Source organism: Mesorhizobium sp. M0058 (genome assembly GCF_040323095.1).
In the GTDB taxonomy this organism is placed as follows: Bacteria; Pseudomonadota; Alphaproteobacteria; order Rhizobiales; family Rhizobiaceae; genus Mesorhizobium.
This window is the reverse complement of sequence record NZ_JAMYUQ010000007.1, coordinates 57,920-75,282: the sequence shown is the minus strand read 5'-3', so window position 1 is coordinate 75,282 and position 17,363 is coordinate 57,920. Positions and strand designations below refer to the sequence as shown.

The 17,363-nt window shown below is 61.2% G+C and carries 16 protein-coding genes; 11 read left to right on the top strand and 5 right to left on the bottom strand.

Annotation, left to right across the window (positions count from 1 at the left end):
* Positions 1 to 43 precede the first annotated feature (43 nt).
* Complete coding sequence (locus NKJ75_RS13385) at positions 44 to 979, bottom strand: choline ABC transporter substrate-binding protein (protein ID WP_023686157.1); 936 nt, start codon at positions 977 to 979, stop codon at positions 44 to 46.
* Between the two features lie 234 nt (positions 980 to 1,213).
* Here NKJ75_RS13385 and NKJ75_RS13380 point away from each other — a divergent pair, with 234 nt between their 5' ends.
* The 7 genes from NKJ75_RS13380 to NKJ75_RS13350 all read left to right on the top strand — a co-directional run bounded on the left by NKJ75_RS13380 (position 1,214) and on the right by NKJ75_RS13350 (position 8,926).
* Positions 1,214 to 1,825 (top strand): thymidine kinase, encoded by a 612-nt coding sequence (locus NKJ75_RS13380; RefSeq protein WP_023683669.1) that lies wholly within the window; start codon positions 1,214 to 1,216, stop codon positions 1,823 to 1,825.
* Positions 1,826 to 1,839: 14 nt separating this feature from the next.
* Complete coding sequence (locus NKJ75_RS13375; RefSeq protein WP_023691608.1) at positions 1,840 to 3,018, top strand: glycosyltransferase; 1,179 nt, start codon at positions 1,840 to 1,842, stop codon at positions 3,016 to 3,018.
* Between the two features lie 84 nt (positions 3,019 to 3,102).
* Positions 3,103 to 3,486, top strand: coding sequence for a c-type cytochrome (locus NKJ75_RS13370; RefSeq protein WP_023669991.1), 384 nt, complete (start codon positions 3,103 to 3,105; stop codon positions 3,484 to 3,486).
* 320 nt (positions 3,487 to 3,806) lie between these two features.
* Positions 3,807 to 4,895: a hypothetical protein gene (locus tag NKJ75_RS13365; RefSeq protein WP_352499783.1), complete on the top strand. Its 1,089-nt coding sequence runs from the start codon at positions 3,807 to 3,809 to the stop codon at positions 4,893 to 4,895.
* Positions 4,896 to 4,922: 27 nt separating this feature from the next.
* Positions 4,923 to 6,068 (top strand): hypothetical protein, encoded by a 1,146-nt coding sequence (locus NKJ75_RS13360; RefSeq protein WP_023749800.1) that lies wholly within the window; start codon positions 4,923 to 4,925, stop codon positions 6,066 to 6,068.
* A 59-nt stretch (positions 6,069 to 6,127) separates the two neighbouring features.
* Positions 6,128 to 6,994 (top strand): hypothetical protein, encoded by an 867-nt coding sequence (locus NKJ75_RS13355; protein WP_352499782.1) that lies wholly within the window; start codon positions 6,128 to 6,130, stop codon positions 6,992 to 6,994.
* 21 nt (positions 6,995 to 7,015) lie between these two features.
* A complete protein-coding gene (locus NKJ75_RS13350; RefSeq protein ID WP_352499781.1) occupies positions 7,016 to 8,926 on the top strand; it encodes an AAA family ATPase in 1,911 nt (636 codons plus the stop codon).
* Between the two features lie 68 nt (positions 8,927 to 8,994).
* On the opposite strand, the gene NKJ75_RS13345 is transcribed toward NKJ75_RS13350, so the two are convergent.
* The gene (locus NKJ75_RS13345; RefSeq protein WP_352499780.1) at positions 8,995 to 9,132 is read right to left on the bottom strand and encodes a hypothetical protein; all 138 of its coding nucleotides are present in this window, start codon (positions 9,130 to 9,132) and stop codon (positions 8,995 to 8,997) included.
* 127 nt (positions 9,133 to 9,259) lie between these two features.
* Between NKJ75_RS13345 and NKJ75_RS13340 the strand changes: the two genes are divergently transcribed.
* From NKJ75_RS13340 to NKJ75_RS13330, 3 genes are all read left to right on the top strand, one after another.
* Entirely contained in the window at positions 9,260 to 10,564 is a 1,305-nt protein-coding gene (locus tag NKJ75_RS13340; RefSeq protein WP_352499779.1) for a DUF6638 family protein, read from the top strand.
* A gap of 16 nt (positions 10,565 to 10,580) precedes the next feature.
* A complete protein-coding gene (locus NKJ75_RS13335; protein ID WP_023686165.1) occupies positions 10,581 to 11,705 on the top strand; it encodes a DUF2333 family protein in 1,125 nt (374 codons plus the stop codon).
* A gap of 312 nt (positions 11,706 to 12,017) precedes the next feature.
* Complete coding sequence (locus tag NKJ75_RS13330) at positions 12,018 to 13,697, top strand: formate--tetrahydrofolate ligase (protein ID WP_023724983.1); 1,680 nt, start codon at positions 12,018 to 12,020, stop codon at positions 13,695 to 13,697.
* Between the two features lie 61 nt (positions 13,698 to 13,758).
* Here NKJ75_RS13330 and NKJ75_RS13325 read toward each other — a convergent pair whose 3' ends face one another.
* The 3 genes from NKJ75_RS13325 to NKJ75_RS13315 form a co-directional block, all read right to left on the bottom strand.
* Positions 13,759 to 14,220: a hypothetical protein gene (locus NKJ75_RS13325; RefSeq protein WP_286489179.1), complete on the bottom strand. Its 462-nt coding sequence runs from the start codon at positions 14,218 to 14,220 to the stop codon at positions 13,759 to 13,761.
* 50 nt (positions 14,221 to 14,270) lie between these two features.
* Positions 14,271 to 15,074, bottom strand: a complete 804-nt coding sequence (locus NKJ75_RS13320; protein ID WP_352499778.1) for a hypothetical protein — start codon at positions 15,072 to 15,074, stop codon at positions 14,271 to 14,273.
* 521 nt (positions 15,075 to 15,595) lie between these two features.
* Positions 15,596 to 16,234, bottom strand: a complete 639-nt coding sequence (locus NKJ75_RS13315; protein WP_023686167.1) for an isochorismatase family protein — start codon at positions 16,232 to 16,234, stop codon at positions 15,596 to 15,598.
* A 123-nt stretch (positions 16,235 to 16,357) separates the two neighbouring features.
* On the opposite strand from NKJ75_RS13315, the gene NKJ75_RS13310 reads away from it, so the two are divergent.
* On the top strand, positions 16,358 to 17,353 hold the full coding sequence (locus NKJ75_RS13310; RefSeq protein WP_023695825.1) for a helix-turn-helix domain-containing protein: 996 nt from the start codon (positions 16,358 to 16,360) through the stop codon (positions 17,351 to 17,353).
* The last annotated feature ends 10 nt before the right edge of the window (positions 17,354 to 17,363 follow it).

Sequence of the window (17,363 nt, the reverse complement as noted above, 5' to 3'; positions counted from 1 at the left end):
ATTGGCTGCCCTTCCTGGTTCGGCTTTGCCGAATTCAGTCGGCTCAGCTTCCGAGCGCGGTCTTGACCGCCGCTGCCGCATCACCGCCATCGAAGGTGGTGACGCCGGCAATCCACGGCGCAACCGCGTCAGGGTGCTTCTTCAGCCAGTCGGCTGCGACCGTGTTGGCGTCGCCGCCCTTCAGGATCGCGTCCATCATCTCGCCTTCCATGTCCAGGTTGAACTTCAGGTTGGCGATGAACTTGCCGGCATTCGGGCATTCGGTGGTGTAGCCCTTGCGCACATTGGTGTAGACGGTGGCGGCGCCGAAGCCGCTGTCGCCCATGCCGTCGAGATAGGTGAGCTTCATGGCGCCCATCACCGGATGCGGCGTCCAGCCGAGGAATGCGATCCACTCATTGTTCTTGATCGACTGCTCGGCCTGCGTCAGCATGCCGGCTTCCGAGGACTCGACCAGCTCGAAGCCTTCGAGATTGTCCTTCGGGTTCTTGATCATGTCGAGGATGATGCGGTTGCCGTCATTGCCCGCCTCGATGCCATAGATCTTGCCGTTGAACTTGTCCTTGAACTTGCCGATGTCGGTCAGCGACTTGACGCCGGCCTCCGCGACATAGGTCGGTACGACGATGCCGTAGCCGGCGCCGGTCAGGTTGGTGCCGATCGTCTCGACCGAACCATCGGCGGTGTAGTCCTTGATGTCGTTAGTCATCGACGGCATCCAGTTGCCGAGGAAGACGTCGAGATCCTTGTTTTTCAGCGACGCCATGGTCACCGGCACCGACAGCTGGATCGTCTGCGGCTCGTAGCCGAGCGCGGTGAGCAGCACCGAAGCGACGCCGGTGGTTGCCTGGATGTCGGTCCAGCCGACATCGGAAAGGCGCACCGCCTTGCAGCTCTCCGGATCGCCGGCAAGTGCAGCGCTCGTGGACAGAAAAGTCGCCAGGCCGAGACCGGCGACGAAGGTGTTCATACGCGACATTGGCAGTCTCCCATTGTGATTCTTTGGCGAAGCGTTACGGTTTCTCTGCCCGCCTTGTTTCGTCAGCCAAACACCATTCTGGTGTGGTTTCAAGCGCTAAGACAATCACGATCAACGGCGCGGACTGGCCAAACAGCGACACGCCTGCTGCTTTTTCGATGGCAGACGGCTTTTCCCATGAAATGCAGCGGTGCCCTCTCCCCGCACAGCGCCAACTCGGCTTAAAAGGACGGCATGGCCAAGCTCTACTTCCACTATGCGACGATGAATGCCGGCAAAACGACAATGCTGCTGCAGGCGTCCTACAATTATCGCGAACGCGGTATGACGACGATGCTGTTCGTCGCCGGCCACTACAGAAAGGGCGATACCGGGCTGATCTCGTCGCGCATCGGCCTGGAGACGGAGGCCGAGATGTTCCGCGACGGCGACGATCTCTACGCTCGCGTCGCCGAGCATCACGAACATACGACGGTGCATTGCATCTTTGTCGACGAGGCGCAATTTCTCGAGGAAGAGCAGGTCTGGCAGCTCGCCCGTATCGCCGACCGGCTGAACATCCCGGTGATGTGCTACGGCCTGCGCACCGATTTCCAGGGCAATCTGTTTTCCGGTTCGCGAGCGCTTCTCGCCATCGCAGACGATCTGCGCGAAGTGCGCACCATCTGCCGCTGCGGCCGCAAGGCGACGATGGTCGTGCGTCTCGGCGCTGACGGCAAGGTGGCCAGACAAGGCGAACAGGTGGCGATCGGCAAGGACGTCTATATCTCGCTCTGCCGCCGCCACTGGGAAGAGGAAATGGGCCGCGCCGCGCCCGACGATTTCATTGGCTTCACCAGAGGCTGAACGGCCGGGACAACATGAAAATTCTGCAGTTCACAGTTGATTGCCCGTTTCCGCCGGTCTCCGGCGGAGAGATCCGGAACGCCGCCAATGCACGCGCCCTGGCATCGATGGGCGAGGTCCTGACGGTAAGCCTGACTGGCGCCCCGGCACCCTCCACACCGCCGAACATCCGTCACCGGATCATCGAGGCAGCGCGCGGCAGGGCGCCCTGGGGCAGGCGCAGCCCGCACCCGACCGTGCATATGATGCCGGACGACGAGCTGGCCGAAGCCGACGCCATCTGGAGGGAATTCGCGCCCGATCTCGTGGTGATCGAGGAGATCGTGCTTTCGCAGCTGCTGACGCTGGCGCCGAAGCATCGCGCGCGCACCGTCCTTGACCAGCACAACATTGATTCCCGGACGGTGTCCGACCGGATCGCCGGCCTGACGCTGTGGCAGCAAATTCGAGACTGGCGCCAAAACAGGCGAAGGAAGGCAGAGGCGCGCGAAGCCGACAGGTGTGCGGCTGCCCTGGCCGACCAGGTCTGGGTTTGTTCGCGGGCGGACGAAGCGCTTCTGTCCGCTCTCGGCCCCGTCAACGACGTCAGGTTCGTCGCCAACCCCATTCCAGACGAGAGCGTGCTTTCCCTGCCGATTGCTGCCGAGCGCTTCAGTGAGCTCAGCCTGTGCTTCATCGGGCATCTCGGCTACTTCCCAAACATCGACGCCGTCAAGCAGATCGGCCGCGCGATGGCGCCGCGCCTCGCCGCCTCCGGCCGGCCCTGGTCGATCACCGTCGCCGGCAGAAACCCGCGCGATGTCGTGCGCGGTCTATGCACCAGGCATGGTCTGCGGTTGATCGAGAACCCACCGCATCTGCCGGAATTGCTTGGGCGTGCCGGCTATGCGCCGATCCCGCTGCGCTTCGGCGGCGGAACCCGCATCAAGGTGCTGGAGGCGATGGCGGCGGGCCTTGTCGTCGCCGCCACCGAAAAGGCCGTCGAAGGGCTTGGCCTGCAGGCGGGCAGGCATTTCCTGTCCAGCGACGATGCCGGCAAGTTGGCATTGAAAATCATCGATCTCGCGACACGCCCGCAAGCGGCCGCCGAGATGGCGGAGATCGGCCGCGCTTTCGTGCGCGACAATCATTCGTCGGCGGCGATTGAAAAGCAGGTCAAGCAGGCGGTCGCGGCGATCCCGCGCACGGATTGAGCCCGGCTGCTATCCACCGGCATACGGCGTTTGTTAAGGCCTGCAGCCTATTTTGCCCTCAGCCAGAGCCAGCCGGGAACCGCCATGCTTCGAGCCATTTCATCAGGCCTTGTCATTTATTTGGCCGGTATCCTCGCCGCGCTGGCCGACGGCGATGCAGCACTTGGCAAGAAAGTGTTCTACCGCTGCATGGCCTGTCACGAGGCGGCAAGCGACCGCGACAAGGTCGGCCCGCATCTCCTCGGTATCGTCGGCCGCACCGCCGGCACCGCCCAGAACTTCAACTATTCGCAGGCCATGAAGGACGCCGGCGCGGCCGGCCTCGTTTGGGACGAAGCCAACCTCAAAGCCTATCTCGGCGCTCCCAAGCTGAAAGTACCCGGCAACAGGATGGGCTTCTCCGGCTTGAGCAGCGACGAGGACATCGCCAACGTCATCGCCTATCTGAAGGCCGATCCGAAGCCTTGAACGGCGCGATGCTTAGCGTGATGGCGACGGCTTCCGCCAGCAGTCTCGCACTTGCAACTCATTGAGCCCTCTGTCGAATTCAGCACACCCACACTGTCCGAGATCGACTTCTTCGCAGCCGTCAAAGTTCAATGACAATTGAACAAACTTGGCCGGCTGGTTAATCACGCCATGACCCCGCCTTCATTGCCTTTCAAGACGACCAGGCATTTTTTTGTTTTCGGGGCGGGTCTTGTCTTGCGTCTTTCAATCCCCTGATACCCCACATATATTCGCCGCTGTTCGCAGCCAGCGACCGGAAGCCGAAGCGGGAGGCCCCTATGGCGACATTGCAGAATTTCGATGCCGAAATTGCCAAGACCAGGCAGGTCGTGCAGGACATGCGCTCCAAGATCGAGCAGTCGGGCACGGTGCTTGATACGCTGGCCACCGCCGACAAGAAGATCGGCGACGCCAATTTCGACATCGAGAATGCCCGCATCGAGGACGTGCTGAAGCAGCAGAAGGTGATGGAAGGCAACATTGCCGACCTGATCATCGGGCTGGAAGACGCCACCAACGTCTTCGGCACCGAATTCGAGAGCATGAAGAACTACACCGGCTGGGAAAGCTTCGTCGGCGTCTTCTCGGCGCAACGCAAGCAGCGCATGCGCGCCGACCGCGTCCGCAACATGTCGCTGGCCGGCAATCTGCAGGAGCTTCTGGTCAAGTCCGACACCATCGTCGGCATCCTGAAAGCGCAGAAAGAGGTCCTCGACCAGCGCTACAAGACCTCGGAAAACAGCCTGTCGCAGGTGATCGAGCGCCGCAAGGTCACCATGACCAACCTAGAGGCGGTGCAGAAGCGCATCGAGGAGGTCAATCCGCTGCTGCTCGACATCGAAAACAAGATCGCCGCTTCTACCAGTCAGAAGGAGCGCACGCAGCTTGAGGGCGAGCGCTCGAAACTGGCGACCGAATACAATGAAAAGCAGGCCAAGGAGCAGGAGCTTCTGGCCGAAAGCCAGACGCTGGAACGCTACACCTCGATGTTCCAGACCTTCGTCGATTCGCTCAACAATCAGATCGCAGCGCAGTCGACGCTGATCAACAAGCTGACCATCGATACCGAGCAGCGCATCGTGCTCTACAAGGCACTGGAAGATTCCTTGAAGACCGCCGCCCAGCAGGATGTCGCCCACAAGATCAACACGCTGGGCAGCCAGGTTGACAACACCGCCGAAGAGACCATGGCCGGCATTGGCGCCGCCTCGCAAAAGCACATCGGCGATCTCCTCGAAATGCACGAGAAGAACATGGTCGCCAGCTCCGACATCCAGCGCCGCAAGAAGCTCGCCGACGACGCCTTCGCCCGCCGTTTCGACGACGTGATGAAGAAGCACAATTCGGCCAACTACGTGCAGTCGTAAGAAGCGGCTGCACGCGGGCACACCGGCATGACTCCCGAAAACGAAGCGGCGGCGCGCTATTTTTCCGCCATCACGGCGGCACTCAGCGGCCTCGAAGTGTTCATGCGCGACGACCGCTCGCCGCTTTACCGGCACGGCATCGTCGCCAAGATCGTCGCCGAATACATTGCCCGGCTGGACAAATCGTTTTCCTGCTGGCGCAACCGGCTCGGCTTCATGGACACGTTCCGCATTTCGCGCGCCGACAGCGGCTATCCCGTCTTCCAGAACCTGCTCGAACTGGAAAACGACCGCCGCCAGGCCGAGGCGCGGCTGGCCAACATTCCGCTGGCCGGCGAATTGCGCGAGGAAATGGCCGACTTCATCCTGCGCCACAAGGAATTCCCCGAAGCGCTGCAGAAGTCGATGGCCGAGCGGCTCTATCTCGAGGACGTCAAGAGCGAACAGACTTTTGGCCCGTTCTCGCTGGCGCAGACGGCCAAGGTCTCGGTCAATCCAAAGACCGGGCGCCCCTATTACCTCGTGCACTGGGCGAGCTTCGACGGCAGCGCCAACCTGCCGCTGGTCTACATGGTGACGGTGGAGGATTCCTCCGAAAGCATGATCCGGCAGCTCGTTGACAGCAACGGCAAGCTCAATGAACGGGTCGACATCCCGCTGCCGGTGGACGGCCTGCTCAACCCCGAACTCGCCCATCGCTTCGACGATTTCACCGAGAAGAATTCCGCCTACACGCTTTCGCCCGCAACGATTGCGGTCAATCTCGACAAGGATTTCGAGCCGCTGCACCCTAAGCAGCTGCGCCGCGTCGTGCTCGGCCCCTTTTATTCCGCAGGCATTACGGACAACAATTCGACCGTGACCGAGGTGCTGGCCAAGGTGCGCAAACCGGAAAATGCCTGGCTGCTCACCTGGACCATCCAGGAGGTCTACTCCAAGGGCGAGAAACCCGGCCGCAAGGGGCTGTTTTCGAGCGATAAGACGACGCAGGAATTCTTTATCAACACCGACGATCTCGAAGCCGCGCGCCAGGGTGTGTCGAGCTACGAGAACCACGCCCTGATCCCGCACGAAGCCTATCAAGCACTCTACGCCGCCGGCGAAGCTCAAAAGATCTTTTCCGGCTACAAGGTCCATATTCTGTCCAACGGACAGGTGATCAGCGATGTGTGAGGTGGCATTTTTGGTGGGCCTGACAATCTCCGGGGCGCGGTCAGGGGCAGAAGGCGATTGTGATCGAAACGGATAACCTTGCTTCCCGCAGTAATGAATCGCCCTACCGGGTTCTCGCTTGGTGGGATGTCGATATGCATATCGGTGCTTACAAGAAGCACAAACTGACCGCCCGACCATTGCGTAACCTTGAGCGCATTCTCGGACACCGGGTTCACGTTGAAAGTCGGTGGCGTCATCGAGGATTACCGGATGGGGTGCGGAAGCTTGAAGCTTTCAATTATATCGATGTTGCAGACCCGGCGCTTGCCGCGTTTTTTGTTCTTCAACAAATTTCCGGCTTATCCGAATGGTTTTCCGGGTCCGGCTACAGACCGGTTACTTCGCGGTCTGAAGATGAAAATACAGACGGTGACACGATCTGTACTTTCTATTGGTACGAATTGGATCAATATGAAGCATACCGCCACATTCGATCCGGAGGCGTCATGCTCGTTCTGGTCGAAAAATTACCTGTCCGAACACGTAATTCATCCCGTCCGATCGTTGGAATAAGACAGAGTCGGCAACCAAGATATAGCTACAATGTAAAAATCGTGATTCAGTTCTTTTGCGACAATAGACAAAAGCTTGTCGAATATCACTGGCCAAGATTGATGAAAAGATATGCATTTGAGCCAGAAGACCGTGTTGAATTCGGACCGCCATCTAACAACGGAAAACCGAATCAGATTTGCGTTAGCGCGATGTTAGCGGACCTAACTGAGTACCAGGCTGTCGCTTATTGTCTTGCACGGACTGAGCGTTGCCGTTTCAAGCTTGGAGGGCCGGGAGAGGCCATCTTTCAAGCCGAACGCTTTCCCGATCACGAACCCTTTGACGGGATGTTTTCAATTTTGCTCACGCGAGGGCAGGCACAAGAGTGAGTCGCGAGGAGGATTGATACGATGGACACCGGCCTGACCACCATCCCGGAAGCCGCAATCGAAAAGCACCGCGCCACGGCGCAGAGCTTCATCACCCGCGTCGTGGTTCTGGAAGACCCTGCGCGCGAATCCGGCACAGCACTTGCCGGCACCAATCGCCGCTTTGTCTCGACAGTCTCGGTCGGCTCGGTGCGCCGTACCCGCGAGGTCGAGCTTACCAAGACCGTCGCCGCGATCCATCCCGACGACCAGTTGATGAGCATCCCGCAGCACACGCTGCTGTTCCGCGCCCGCCGCGGCCTGGCGATAGCGCTCGCCATCTCCGACGTCTTCGCCGAGGGCTCCGACCTCGAAAGCCTCCAGGCCAAGAACACCCGTGCGCCTCTTGAGGGCGATGAGGCGGCGACCTTCAAGAAGCTTCTGTCAGCCTCTGCTTACGTTTCGGCCTTCAGCCTTGCCTCCTATCTGTTCCAGCTGATCGACAGCGATGGCGAGGCGCCCAACGATATCCCCGAACCCGACTTCCTGTTCGACACGCCGCAGGACGCGGTGAAGTCGATCGTCGCCGGTCTCGACAAGGCGATTGCGGACTCCAAGGACGATGGCGACCTGACGACGCGCGCGCGAGCTTTTGCACGGGTCGCCATTGATGGGCTGCTGGCCCGCAAAGGCCGCTTCGACGGCATCGGTCCGTTCGAGAACGCCCACATCCGCATCGACGCCGACGATTTCACCCTCGACGGCTTCGACGTCGCGCCCGGCAAGCGTTCGAAACCGCTGGTGATGACCTTCAAGAAGCCCGAAGAGGTCGTCGGCAACCACATCGCCAAATACCAGTCGGTCAAGCTCGCCAAGATGCTGATGGCCTATGATTTCGAGCGCGAGCTGAACCCGTTCGTCGAGCTCGGCGGCTTCCTCTTCACCTTCATCGGCGATGGCGCGCCGGGCACCGGCAAGACGACGCTGATCCAGATGATCGCCGGCCTCGTCAACAATTATTGCCAGGTTGCCGGCTATCCCTTCGCCTATGAGAATTTCGGCGTCGACCAGATCTCGTCCTACCAGGGCAAATCCGGCCAGAATTGCCGCCAGTTCATCAACAATGTCTTGAACCCACGCGTCATCGGTTTCGGCACCGTCGACGACATCGACCAGGTGGCGGCCCGCCGCTCCGACGACCGCGCCTCGGCCGGCCAGCAGGAAATCACCGGCGTCTTGATGGACGCCTTTGCCGGCGCCGGCACGGTGGTGCGCGGCAACTGCTCGTTCGGCATGTTTTCCAACTATCCCGAAAATGTCGACGATGCGCTGCGCCAGCGCGCCGGGGCCCGCTGGCTGGTCGACGGCCCACAGAGCCGCGACGACTATATCGACATCTTCGTCCTGCTTGCCGGCAAGAACCACAAGATCCCACTCGGCGACCACAAGCTCTACGCCGCGCAGGAGATCCAGCGCGCGGTGACCGAAGCCTATGAGGAGCACGAGAAGCCTCAGGAAGACGGGCTGATGAAGGTCTATGAGCGCTACATGAAGGAGAATGGCGCGCCGAAATCGATGGCCGACATCGGCACTTATCTGCACCTGATCAAGGATGCCGAGCCGCGCTTCACCGGCCGAGCCATCAAGAACGTCACCGACGCCATCAAGATGCGCGCCATGGACATCGAGCTGCCCGACGACTGGTTCGAGAAGCCGGAAGTCTTCATGCACAAGGGCTACGACGAAAAGAAGGCCATGATCGAGGAACTGCGGGGGCCGTTCTCGATGGACATGGTCATGCAGGAGATCAACCGCTACGCCGACTCAGAGTTCCGCTATTCCGACAAATCCGACGACGCCGCGGTGGAGAAGCTGCTGCGCGACGCACGCCTGCGCGAACGGGCGGGGCGCGAGATGGAGGAGATGAAGAAGAAGGGGCTCTGGAATGCGTGAACTTCCTTCGCTGCCCGCAGGTGCTGAAAGGCTTGGCGCTAACGCTGACGCCCCCCTCTCCCCCTCCTTCACGGGGAGAGGGCAAGGGTGAGGGGCGGCGCATGCGTGGACCAGAGATCGCTACGACCATACTGGCAGCTATCGAACAGCGCCTCGATCGGCACATCCGGACCAATGATCTTCGATTTATTGCCGCCAAAGGCCATGGGGAGACATGTCCTTGAACGCTAGCGCTGCCCCTCACCCTTACCCTCTCCCCGTGAAGAACGGGGAGAGGGAGGCGTCAGCGTTGGCGCTTCGCCACAACAGGCAACGCCGCTCGGAACGTTCTGCATGAGCCACGCCAAAAAGCCCGACCTTCTCCGCGACAATGAGCTGATCTACGGTCGCTTGCTCACCGTCGACGAGTCGCACCTCATCCAGCGCTACAACAAGGCGCTTGTTGCCTTCGGCCTCAAGCCCACCAAGCTGAAGAGCTTCCAGATCGACCGCACCGGCTTCTCGCCCGAAGTGGCCGAGGAATGCGGCGATTACGATTATCTCGACCCCAATGAGGTCAACCGCCGCTTCATCATCCTGACGCCGTCGCAGATCGATCTGCCGGTGGTGCACACCGCCTTTTCCAACACCTCGCAGCTGATGTTCGAGTTCATGTCCAAGAACCAGCGCGCCATCGATGCGCTGACCATCAAGGATGTCATCTACGGGGAGATCGAGGATTCCGTTCCCCTGGTCAACGACATCGAGGATCTGCTGTCGATCAGCCAGGTCGAGTTCAGGGTGCTTTCGGCCGAGGACGTGCTGGGCAAGGCCGCCGAACTCGGCAAGCTGGTCGACCGGCTGAAGCAGGAGCCCGATGCCTGGCGCGACAACACCATGCTGAGCCGTATGGTGGAGCTGGCGAAGGTCTGCGGCGATATCCGTGAGAATGCGCTGGTGCCCGACCAGGTGATCTTCCGCCACAACGCCTACTGGACCAGCCATTTCGGCGGCGTCTACGTCTTCGTCGATCCTGATATGACCACCGTCATCGGCGACCCGGCCGCCCCCGGCTTTCGCCGTTCGCGGCCCTGGCAGGTCAGCTATCTCTCGATCAACGATGCCGACAAGGTGTTCAAGTTCCTGGCCAGCACCGGCCGCATCGAACTGCCCCGCGCGTCATGGGTCGAAAGCTCGGGCTATCTCGAGCATCGCGCCGAGATGGTGGTGCGCTCTCTCATCCGCGACACAGAGCCGAACCGCAATTTGACCGAGGTCGACGAGGTCTGGCTGCAGACCTGGATCCATGGCCATGCCGATCTGATCACCAAGGACGGCAATTTCCCCTTTCTCAACGCCGCCAAGCGTGAGATCGCCCAACTCGGCCATCTCAAGATCGAGGATGTGTTTCCGCAACAGCGCTTCCTGGTCGTGCGTGGCAAGCCCGACCATCCCGACGCCTGGCTGACCAACCAGCTGATCTCGGATTTCGTGCCGCAGGACTTCGTCTCGCGTTACGTCTTCAACAAGCCGGGCTTCTACAAGGACTATGACGGCTACAGCGACGCCTGGCGGTCGCATGTTGTGGACGTTCTGAAAACCACATATTTGAAAGACAAAGTGGCGTTTCGCACGCGCCTTTACGGCCTGACTGACTGAGGGGTGAACGAGAGCCATGCTTGATCCGATCGTGAATTTCTTCACCCGCATCTTCCAATGGATAGGCCGCGGCATCGGCCTCGTCATCGGCGCGATCCTGTGGCCGTTCCTCTGGGCTGGGCGCTGGTATACGCAGCGCGGCTGGATCCTGAAGGCTGTGGTCGGCCTCGCGCTTCTGGTGTTGATCGGCCTCTACGCCAATTTCTTCTACGCCACCCAGTGGTGGAACAAGTTCGATCCCAACTACGTGGACAAATATACCTTCGAGAACCGCAACATTTCCGCCGGCGAACAGGTCGCCGCCGGCGCCGGCACCGACACCGCCAAGACCTGCGGCAATTCGGGCATCGCCCAGGTGGCGGCCGACCTGACGGACTTCAACGTCAACCAGAATGCCTGGATCTCGTCGATGATCCTCTACAAACTCGGCCTGTTCGGCATCGACTGGGACAACACGCCGTTCATGGACAACAAGGCCTCGTTCCAGCGCGGCATCAACCAGGCGGTGCGGCGTACGGCCACCGAGCTTGCCGACAATCTCGGCCGTGTTCGCACCACATCGCAGATCGACGGCGACCTGCAGGATGCGCGCGGCAATCTGCAGTTCGACGAGGAGACCTGGTATTTCGGCCTCAACCCGTTCGGCCCCAAGACGCCGACGCCGAGTTATTATCGCGATGCCGTCACCAAGCTGCGCTCCTTCAACGCCCGCCTCGGCAGCTGCCAGGCGACGTTCGATGCCCGCGCCGACAATCTGAAGCAGTATATCGACCGCATCTCCTCCGACATCGGTTCGACCTCGGCGATCCTCAAGGAGCGCGCCGAAAACCATAACAATGGCTGGTTCGACTTCCGCGCCGACGACCGCTTCTGGTTCGCCTATGGCCAGCTCTATGCCTATTACGGCCTGATGAAGGGCGCCCAGGCCGACTTCGAGGACGTCATCAAGGAAAAGCATCTCGGCAATCTGTGGGACACGATGGATGCGCAATTCGTCTCGGCGCTGCGCATCCAGCCCTTCATCATCGCCAATGGCCGCGAGGATGGCTGGATCATGCCGACGCACCTGACGACGATGGGTTTCTACGTGCTTCGCGTGCGCTCCAACATGGTCGAGATCAGCAACGTCCTGACTCAGTAGCGTCCACAGCTTTCCCGGCGAGCGATGGCGAATTTGCGCCGTCGCCTCTGTCGCATTCCGTGCATTGGGCGGCTGTTTTGAGACGGCGGAACGTCGCGTCCTCTGGCTTCTATACGGCGCGGCAACGGAGCCAGGAAGAACCGGCGACAGGTCGGCCGGCCGCGGAGACACTTTCTTCATAGGAAACATAGTTGCATGCAAGTTGACGCCGCGGGAGCGACAGGGTTAGAACATGCCCGCGCCCGGGTTCAACATGCCTGCGAGTGAGATCAAACCCGTCCCCTCCACCGTCCAATCCGAAGGAAAGCCGTCATGGCCGAAGTGAAGTCCGACATCGAGATCGCGCGCGGCGCCAAGAAAAAGCAAATCCAGGAGATCGGCGCCAAGATCGGCATCCCGACCGAGCACCTTTTGCCCTACGGCCACGACAAGGCGAAGATTTCGGCCGAATTCATCAAATCGGTGAAGGGCAACAAGGACGGCAAGCTGATCCTCGTCACCGCCATCAACCCGACGCCGGCCGGCGAAGGCAAGACGACCACCACCGTCGGCCTTGGTGACGGTCTGAACCGCATCGGCAAGAAGGCGATCGTCTGCATCCGCGAGGCTTCGCTCGGCCCGAATTTCGGCGTCAAGGGCGGTGCCGCGGGCGGCGGCTACGCGCAGGTCGTGCCGATGGAGGACATGAACCTCCACTTCACCGGCGACTTCCACGCCATCACCACGGCGCACAACCTTCTGTCGGCGCTGATCGACAACCACATCTACTGGGGCAATGAGCTCGGCATCGACACCCGCCGCGTCGCCTGGCGCCGCGTCATGGACATGAACGACCGGGCGCTGCGCGAAATCATCTGCTCGCTCGGCGGCGTCGCCAACGGTTATCCGCGCGAGGCAGGCTTCGACATCACCGTCGCCTCGGAAGTGATGGCGATCCTGTGCCTTTCCACCGACCTCAAGGATCTGGAAAAGCGCCTCGGCGACATCATCGTCGCCTACCGCCGCGACAAGACGCCGGTCTATGCCCGCGACTTGAAGGCCGACGGCGCCATGGCGGTGCTGTTGAAGGACGCCATGCAGCCAAACCTGGTGCAGACGCTGGAGAACAACCCTGCCTTCGTGCATGGCGGCCCGTTCGCCAACATCGCGCATGGCTGCAACTCGGTGGTCGCCACCACCACGGCGCTGAAGCTCGCCGACTACGTCGTCACCGAAGCCGGCTTCGGCGCCGACCTCGGAGCCGAAAAATTCTTCGACATCAAGTGCCGCAAGGCGGGTTTGAAGCCGGCGGCTGCCGTCATCGTCGCCACCGTGCGCGCCATGAAGATGAATGGCGGCGTCAAGAAGGAAGACCTCGGCAAGGAAAACGTCGAGGCGGTGAAGAAGGGCTGCGCCAACCTTGGCCGCCACATCGAGAACATCCGTCAGTTCGGCGTGCCGGCGGTGGTTGCGATCAACCACTTCTATTCCGATACCGACGCCGAGATCCAGGCGATGAAGGACTATGTCGCCTCGATGGGCGAGGAGGCGATCCTGTGCAAGCACTGGGCCAATGGCTCCGCGGGCATCGAGGAACTCGCCAACAAGGTGGTGGCGCTGGCCGAATCCGGGGCGTCGCAGTTCGCGCCGCTCTATCCCGATGACATGCCGCTGTTTGAGAAGATCAACACCATCGTCCAGCGCATCTATCGCGGCTCGGAGGCGATCGCCGACAAGTCGGTGCGCGACCAGCTCAGGGCCTGGGAAGACGCCGGCTACGGCAAGTTGCCGGTCTGCATGGCCAAGACCCAGTATTCCTTCTCGACCGACCCGAACCTGCGCGGCGCGCCGACCGGCCACACGGTGCCGGTGCGCGAGGTCAGGCTTTCGGCGGGCGCCGGCTTCGTCGTCGTCATCTGCGGCGAGGTCATGACCATGCCCGGCCTGCCCAAGGCGCCGTCCTCGGAAAAAATCTTCCTCAACGAGGCCGGCCAGATCGAAGGCCTGTTCTGAGATTTGTCTCGACAACCAAGGGCGCCGCAGCCATGCGGCGCCCTTTTGCTTGCCGGGCTTCTCACGCCACTGTCGAGGACCCGAACTTCTTGATCCCGGCGACCGACATGCTGACGAACTGGTCGAGAATGGTGAAGAAGATATCCAGACTGAACCCAAACAGGAAGGAGAAGGTGAAGAGGCTGAAGCCTATTCCCGAAGCCTCCTCTCCAAGCTTGGTGCCCGGTGCTACAAACCAGGCAAGCACCATGCCGGCCAGCGCCCCCAGTGCGATCCTGTGGATCAGCCGCGACAGCGGTGGATTGGGCAGCAGCGGATTGAGGATCATCCGCATGTGAAACATGATGGCTCCGAGCGCGCCGTAGAAGGCTGGGAGTATCCACAAGGCATATGGGCTGAGAACCTCGTCCAGCGTCTTTATCTGCGCGGTCAGCGTGTAGATCGAGTTCGGCGCGATCGTGATCACTCCGTCGCACTGCAGGCTGCGCGTTGCCTCGTCGAAATCGGCATTCACGTCCGTCACTTTTTCCGAAGACGTACCTTCAAGATTGTTCGGGTTTTTCTTTTCGGTGTTTATCTGCGCGCAATAGCATCCGGCTGATTGGGGAGCTCCTTGAGCTTGTCTGGAGGCGTGGATTTACTCACCCCCAGCGGCTGGTCACAGAACTGGTCTATGGCACCTTGCTGGGAATACTGAGCCTGGCCCGCCGCTACGCCATCTGCCGTGGAGGTTGAATAAAATTTGCAGTACATCCATTGCATTCCCCAGATCGGGAATTGCGCGTCCTCAGTCATGAACCCTTGCGCTCTTCTCACCAGGGAGGAAAAGCGCTGGTCGAGAGCGTGAAGGCTATCTTCCGAATTGTAATAGGCGTCCTTCAGAAGCGTCAGATCCGTGGTCGAAGCCTGCTCGGACGATGCCGAGCTCAGTTGTTTCTTCGTCGCCCAAACCTGGCGTATCGCCTGTCCGAACCGTGCGCTGAAATCATTGTTGTCGATTTCTATGAGTTCGGAGTTTATCGCGACTCCCTTGTTGTAAATGTACGTCAATCTTCCGGTTACAACCATGAAAAGCACGGAAAGAGCCACGAGAAAGTACGTCGCCAGCGCGGTCTTGCGCGACATGTCACCGGGCGACCAGCCCGATCGCAGTGCCGCCAGGGTGGCAAATGGCACGGTGCCGGAACAATCGTTGAAAACCGTCTGAAGATTGACGACCTCAGGCTGGCTGGCCGTCGCATCGTCGAGCTTTTCGGCATTGCCGATGGCCGCAAACAGGGAACTGTCCTTGAACACACCGTAGCGGCCGTAGTTGGCGACCAGCTTGGCGTCCGCGATGAGTCCAGAAACGAGAGGGTCGGCCGGTGTCGTCGTCATCGTGAAATCCCCCCGCCTGACGACTACCCTAGATAGCCCGGCACATAGCCGTATTGCGACGGGCACCCGCACGGATATCCGGGCGGGCCGGGCGGCTGCGCCCAGCACCAGAAGGATTGAGTGAAGCAGATCGTCCCCGGCGCGTGCGAAGGGACCTGGGCGAAAGCGGGCCATGGCAAGAGTGCCGCGGCACCAGCCAAGGCGAGAACGACTGTAGTTCGTGCAATTCGCGCTTTCACTTGTTTCTCCCGGGGAAGTCTACCCCGTCCCACCCCTTGATCCAGATATACCGTTCCTCGGAGAGAGGCCTTCGTCTGTGAAAGACTTCACTCTGTTCTCCAGTTCCCCATCCTGAGATAGAGCCCGATCTGAGTTTCTTGCGTTTAGCCGGCTCATCATCCCGAAAGTGAATGGGCCCAGCCGAAAAGACTTCCAAACGAGGCCACGCCCCGGTGTTCGTGATCAGGAACGCCAAGGGGCGCCGCAGACTGCGGCGCCCCTGTTCCTTCGCGGCAATTTGCCTATGCAGCGTTGCGCGCCAGCGCGCGCTGGTTGGACGCATAGGGCGTGTCGCGTTCGGGCAAAGCACCGGTCTTCAGGCAATCGATCCATTCGGCGGTCTTGAGCACGGCCGCAAAGCGCGACTGCAGGATGATGGACACCACGCGGTGGATCTCCTCGGCCGAGGCGTAGCCGGCGCTGTTGGCGTAAGGCAGCGAACCGGTGGCGTCGGACAGGAACTCGACCGCAAAGCCGACATGCGCGGCGTGGATGATGCTCGACAGGTCGCAATTATGCGTCATGTAGCCGATCACCGTTATCGTATCGATGGTATTGGCGCGCAGCCACGCCTCGAGGTCGGTGCCGGCAAAGGCGCTAGGCAGTGACTTCTCGACATAGTGGTCGCGGCTTCGCCGGGCGATCTCGGGATGCAGTTCGCCGCCATGGCTGCCCTTGGCGAAGACTGGCGAGGTCTCGGGCGCCATCTGCTTGACGACCACCACCTTCACGCCGGCCGCAGCGGCGGCATCCATAGCGCGCGCGACATTGACGACGCTGTCGCGGAACGGCGGACACTGGATGGCGAGGTTGCCGCCATCATAATCATTCTGGACATCGATAACGATGAGTGCGCGGCGCGGCGTGATATTGGCGGACATGGTGTTCTCCTTCGAGCTTGAATGGGACAGGAAATAGGCGAATCGCCCGACTGCCAAAAGTGGCCCGATTGACATCAGTCGAAAGAATTGGGACAATCCGCTTTTCGCTTGCTGGAAACACGCATGGCCGACCCGATCATTGCCGTTCTCGCCTTTGACGGCATCAGCCCGTTCCACCTCTCCGTGCCGTGCGTGGTGTTCGGCACCGACCGCACCAAGCTTGGCCTGCCGCGTTTCGACTTTCGCGTCTGCGCGCTCGACGATGGAGCGATCCACACCGATGCCGGGCTGACCATCGCGGTGCCGTATGGCCTTTCCGCATTCGACGATGCCGACATCGTCATCGTTCCGAGCTGGAAGGATCTCGAGGCCCCACTTCCGCCGCCGCTCCTGGCAGCGCTCACCCACGCGCACCGGCGCGGTGCGCTGATCGTCGGCCTCTGTCTCGGCACCTTCGCCATTGCCGCCGCCGGGCTGCTTGCGGGCCGGCGTGCGACGACACATTGGGCCTCCACCGACCGGTTGCAGGCATTGTACCCGGACATCGAAGTCGACGCCGACGTGCTCTATGTCGACGACGGCGACATCGTCACCTCGGCCGGCGTCGCCGCCGGGCTCGACTGCTGCCTGCACATTGTGCGCGCGCGCTATGGCGCAGAGGTAGCGCTGCGGCTGGCAAGGCACATCGTGCTGTCGCCGCACCGGCAGGGTGGGCAGGCGCAGTTCATCGAGCGCCCGCTGGCGAAAACCCCGGCCACCGACCGCTTCACCCTGGCGCTGGACACGGTGCGGGCAACGCTCGGACAAACGCACAACCTCGACCGCGTCGCGGAGGCCGCGGGCCTGACCCGGCGCACTTTCACCCGCCGTTTCCAGAAATCGATCGGCACCAGCTTTGGCGAATGGTTGGCCGGCCAACGCACCGAACTGGCGCAACGGCTGCTGGAGGCGACGGAAAAATCGATGGACATGGTGGCCTTCGAAGCCGGCTTCGGCAGCGCCACCTCGCTGCGCCAGCATTTCGCCGCACGGCTCAAGACGTCACCGGCCCAATACCGGCGTGAATTCTCGCGGCGAGCCGGTCCGGACGAGCGCATGGCACGCACGGCTTCATACTGACCGCCCACGA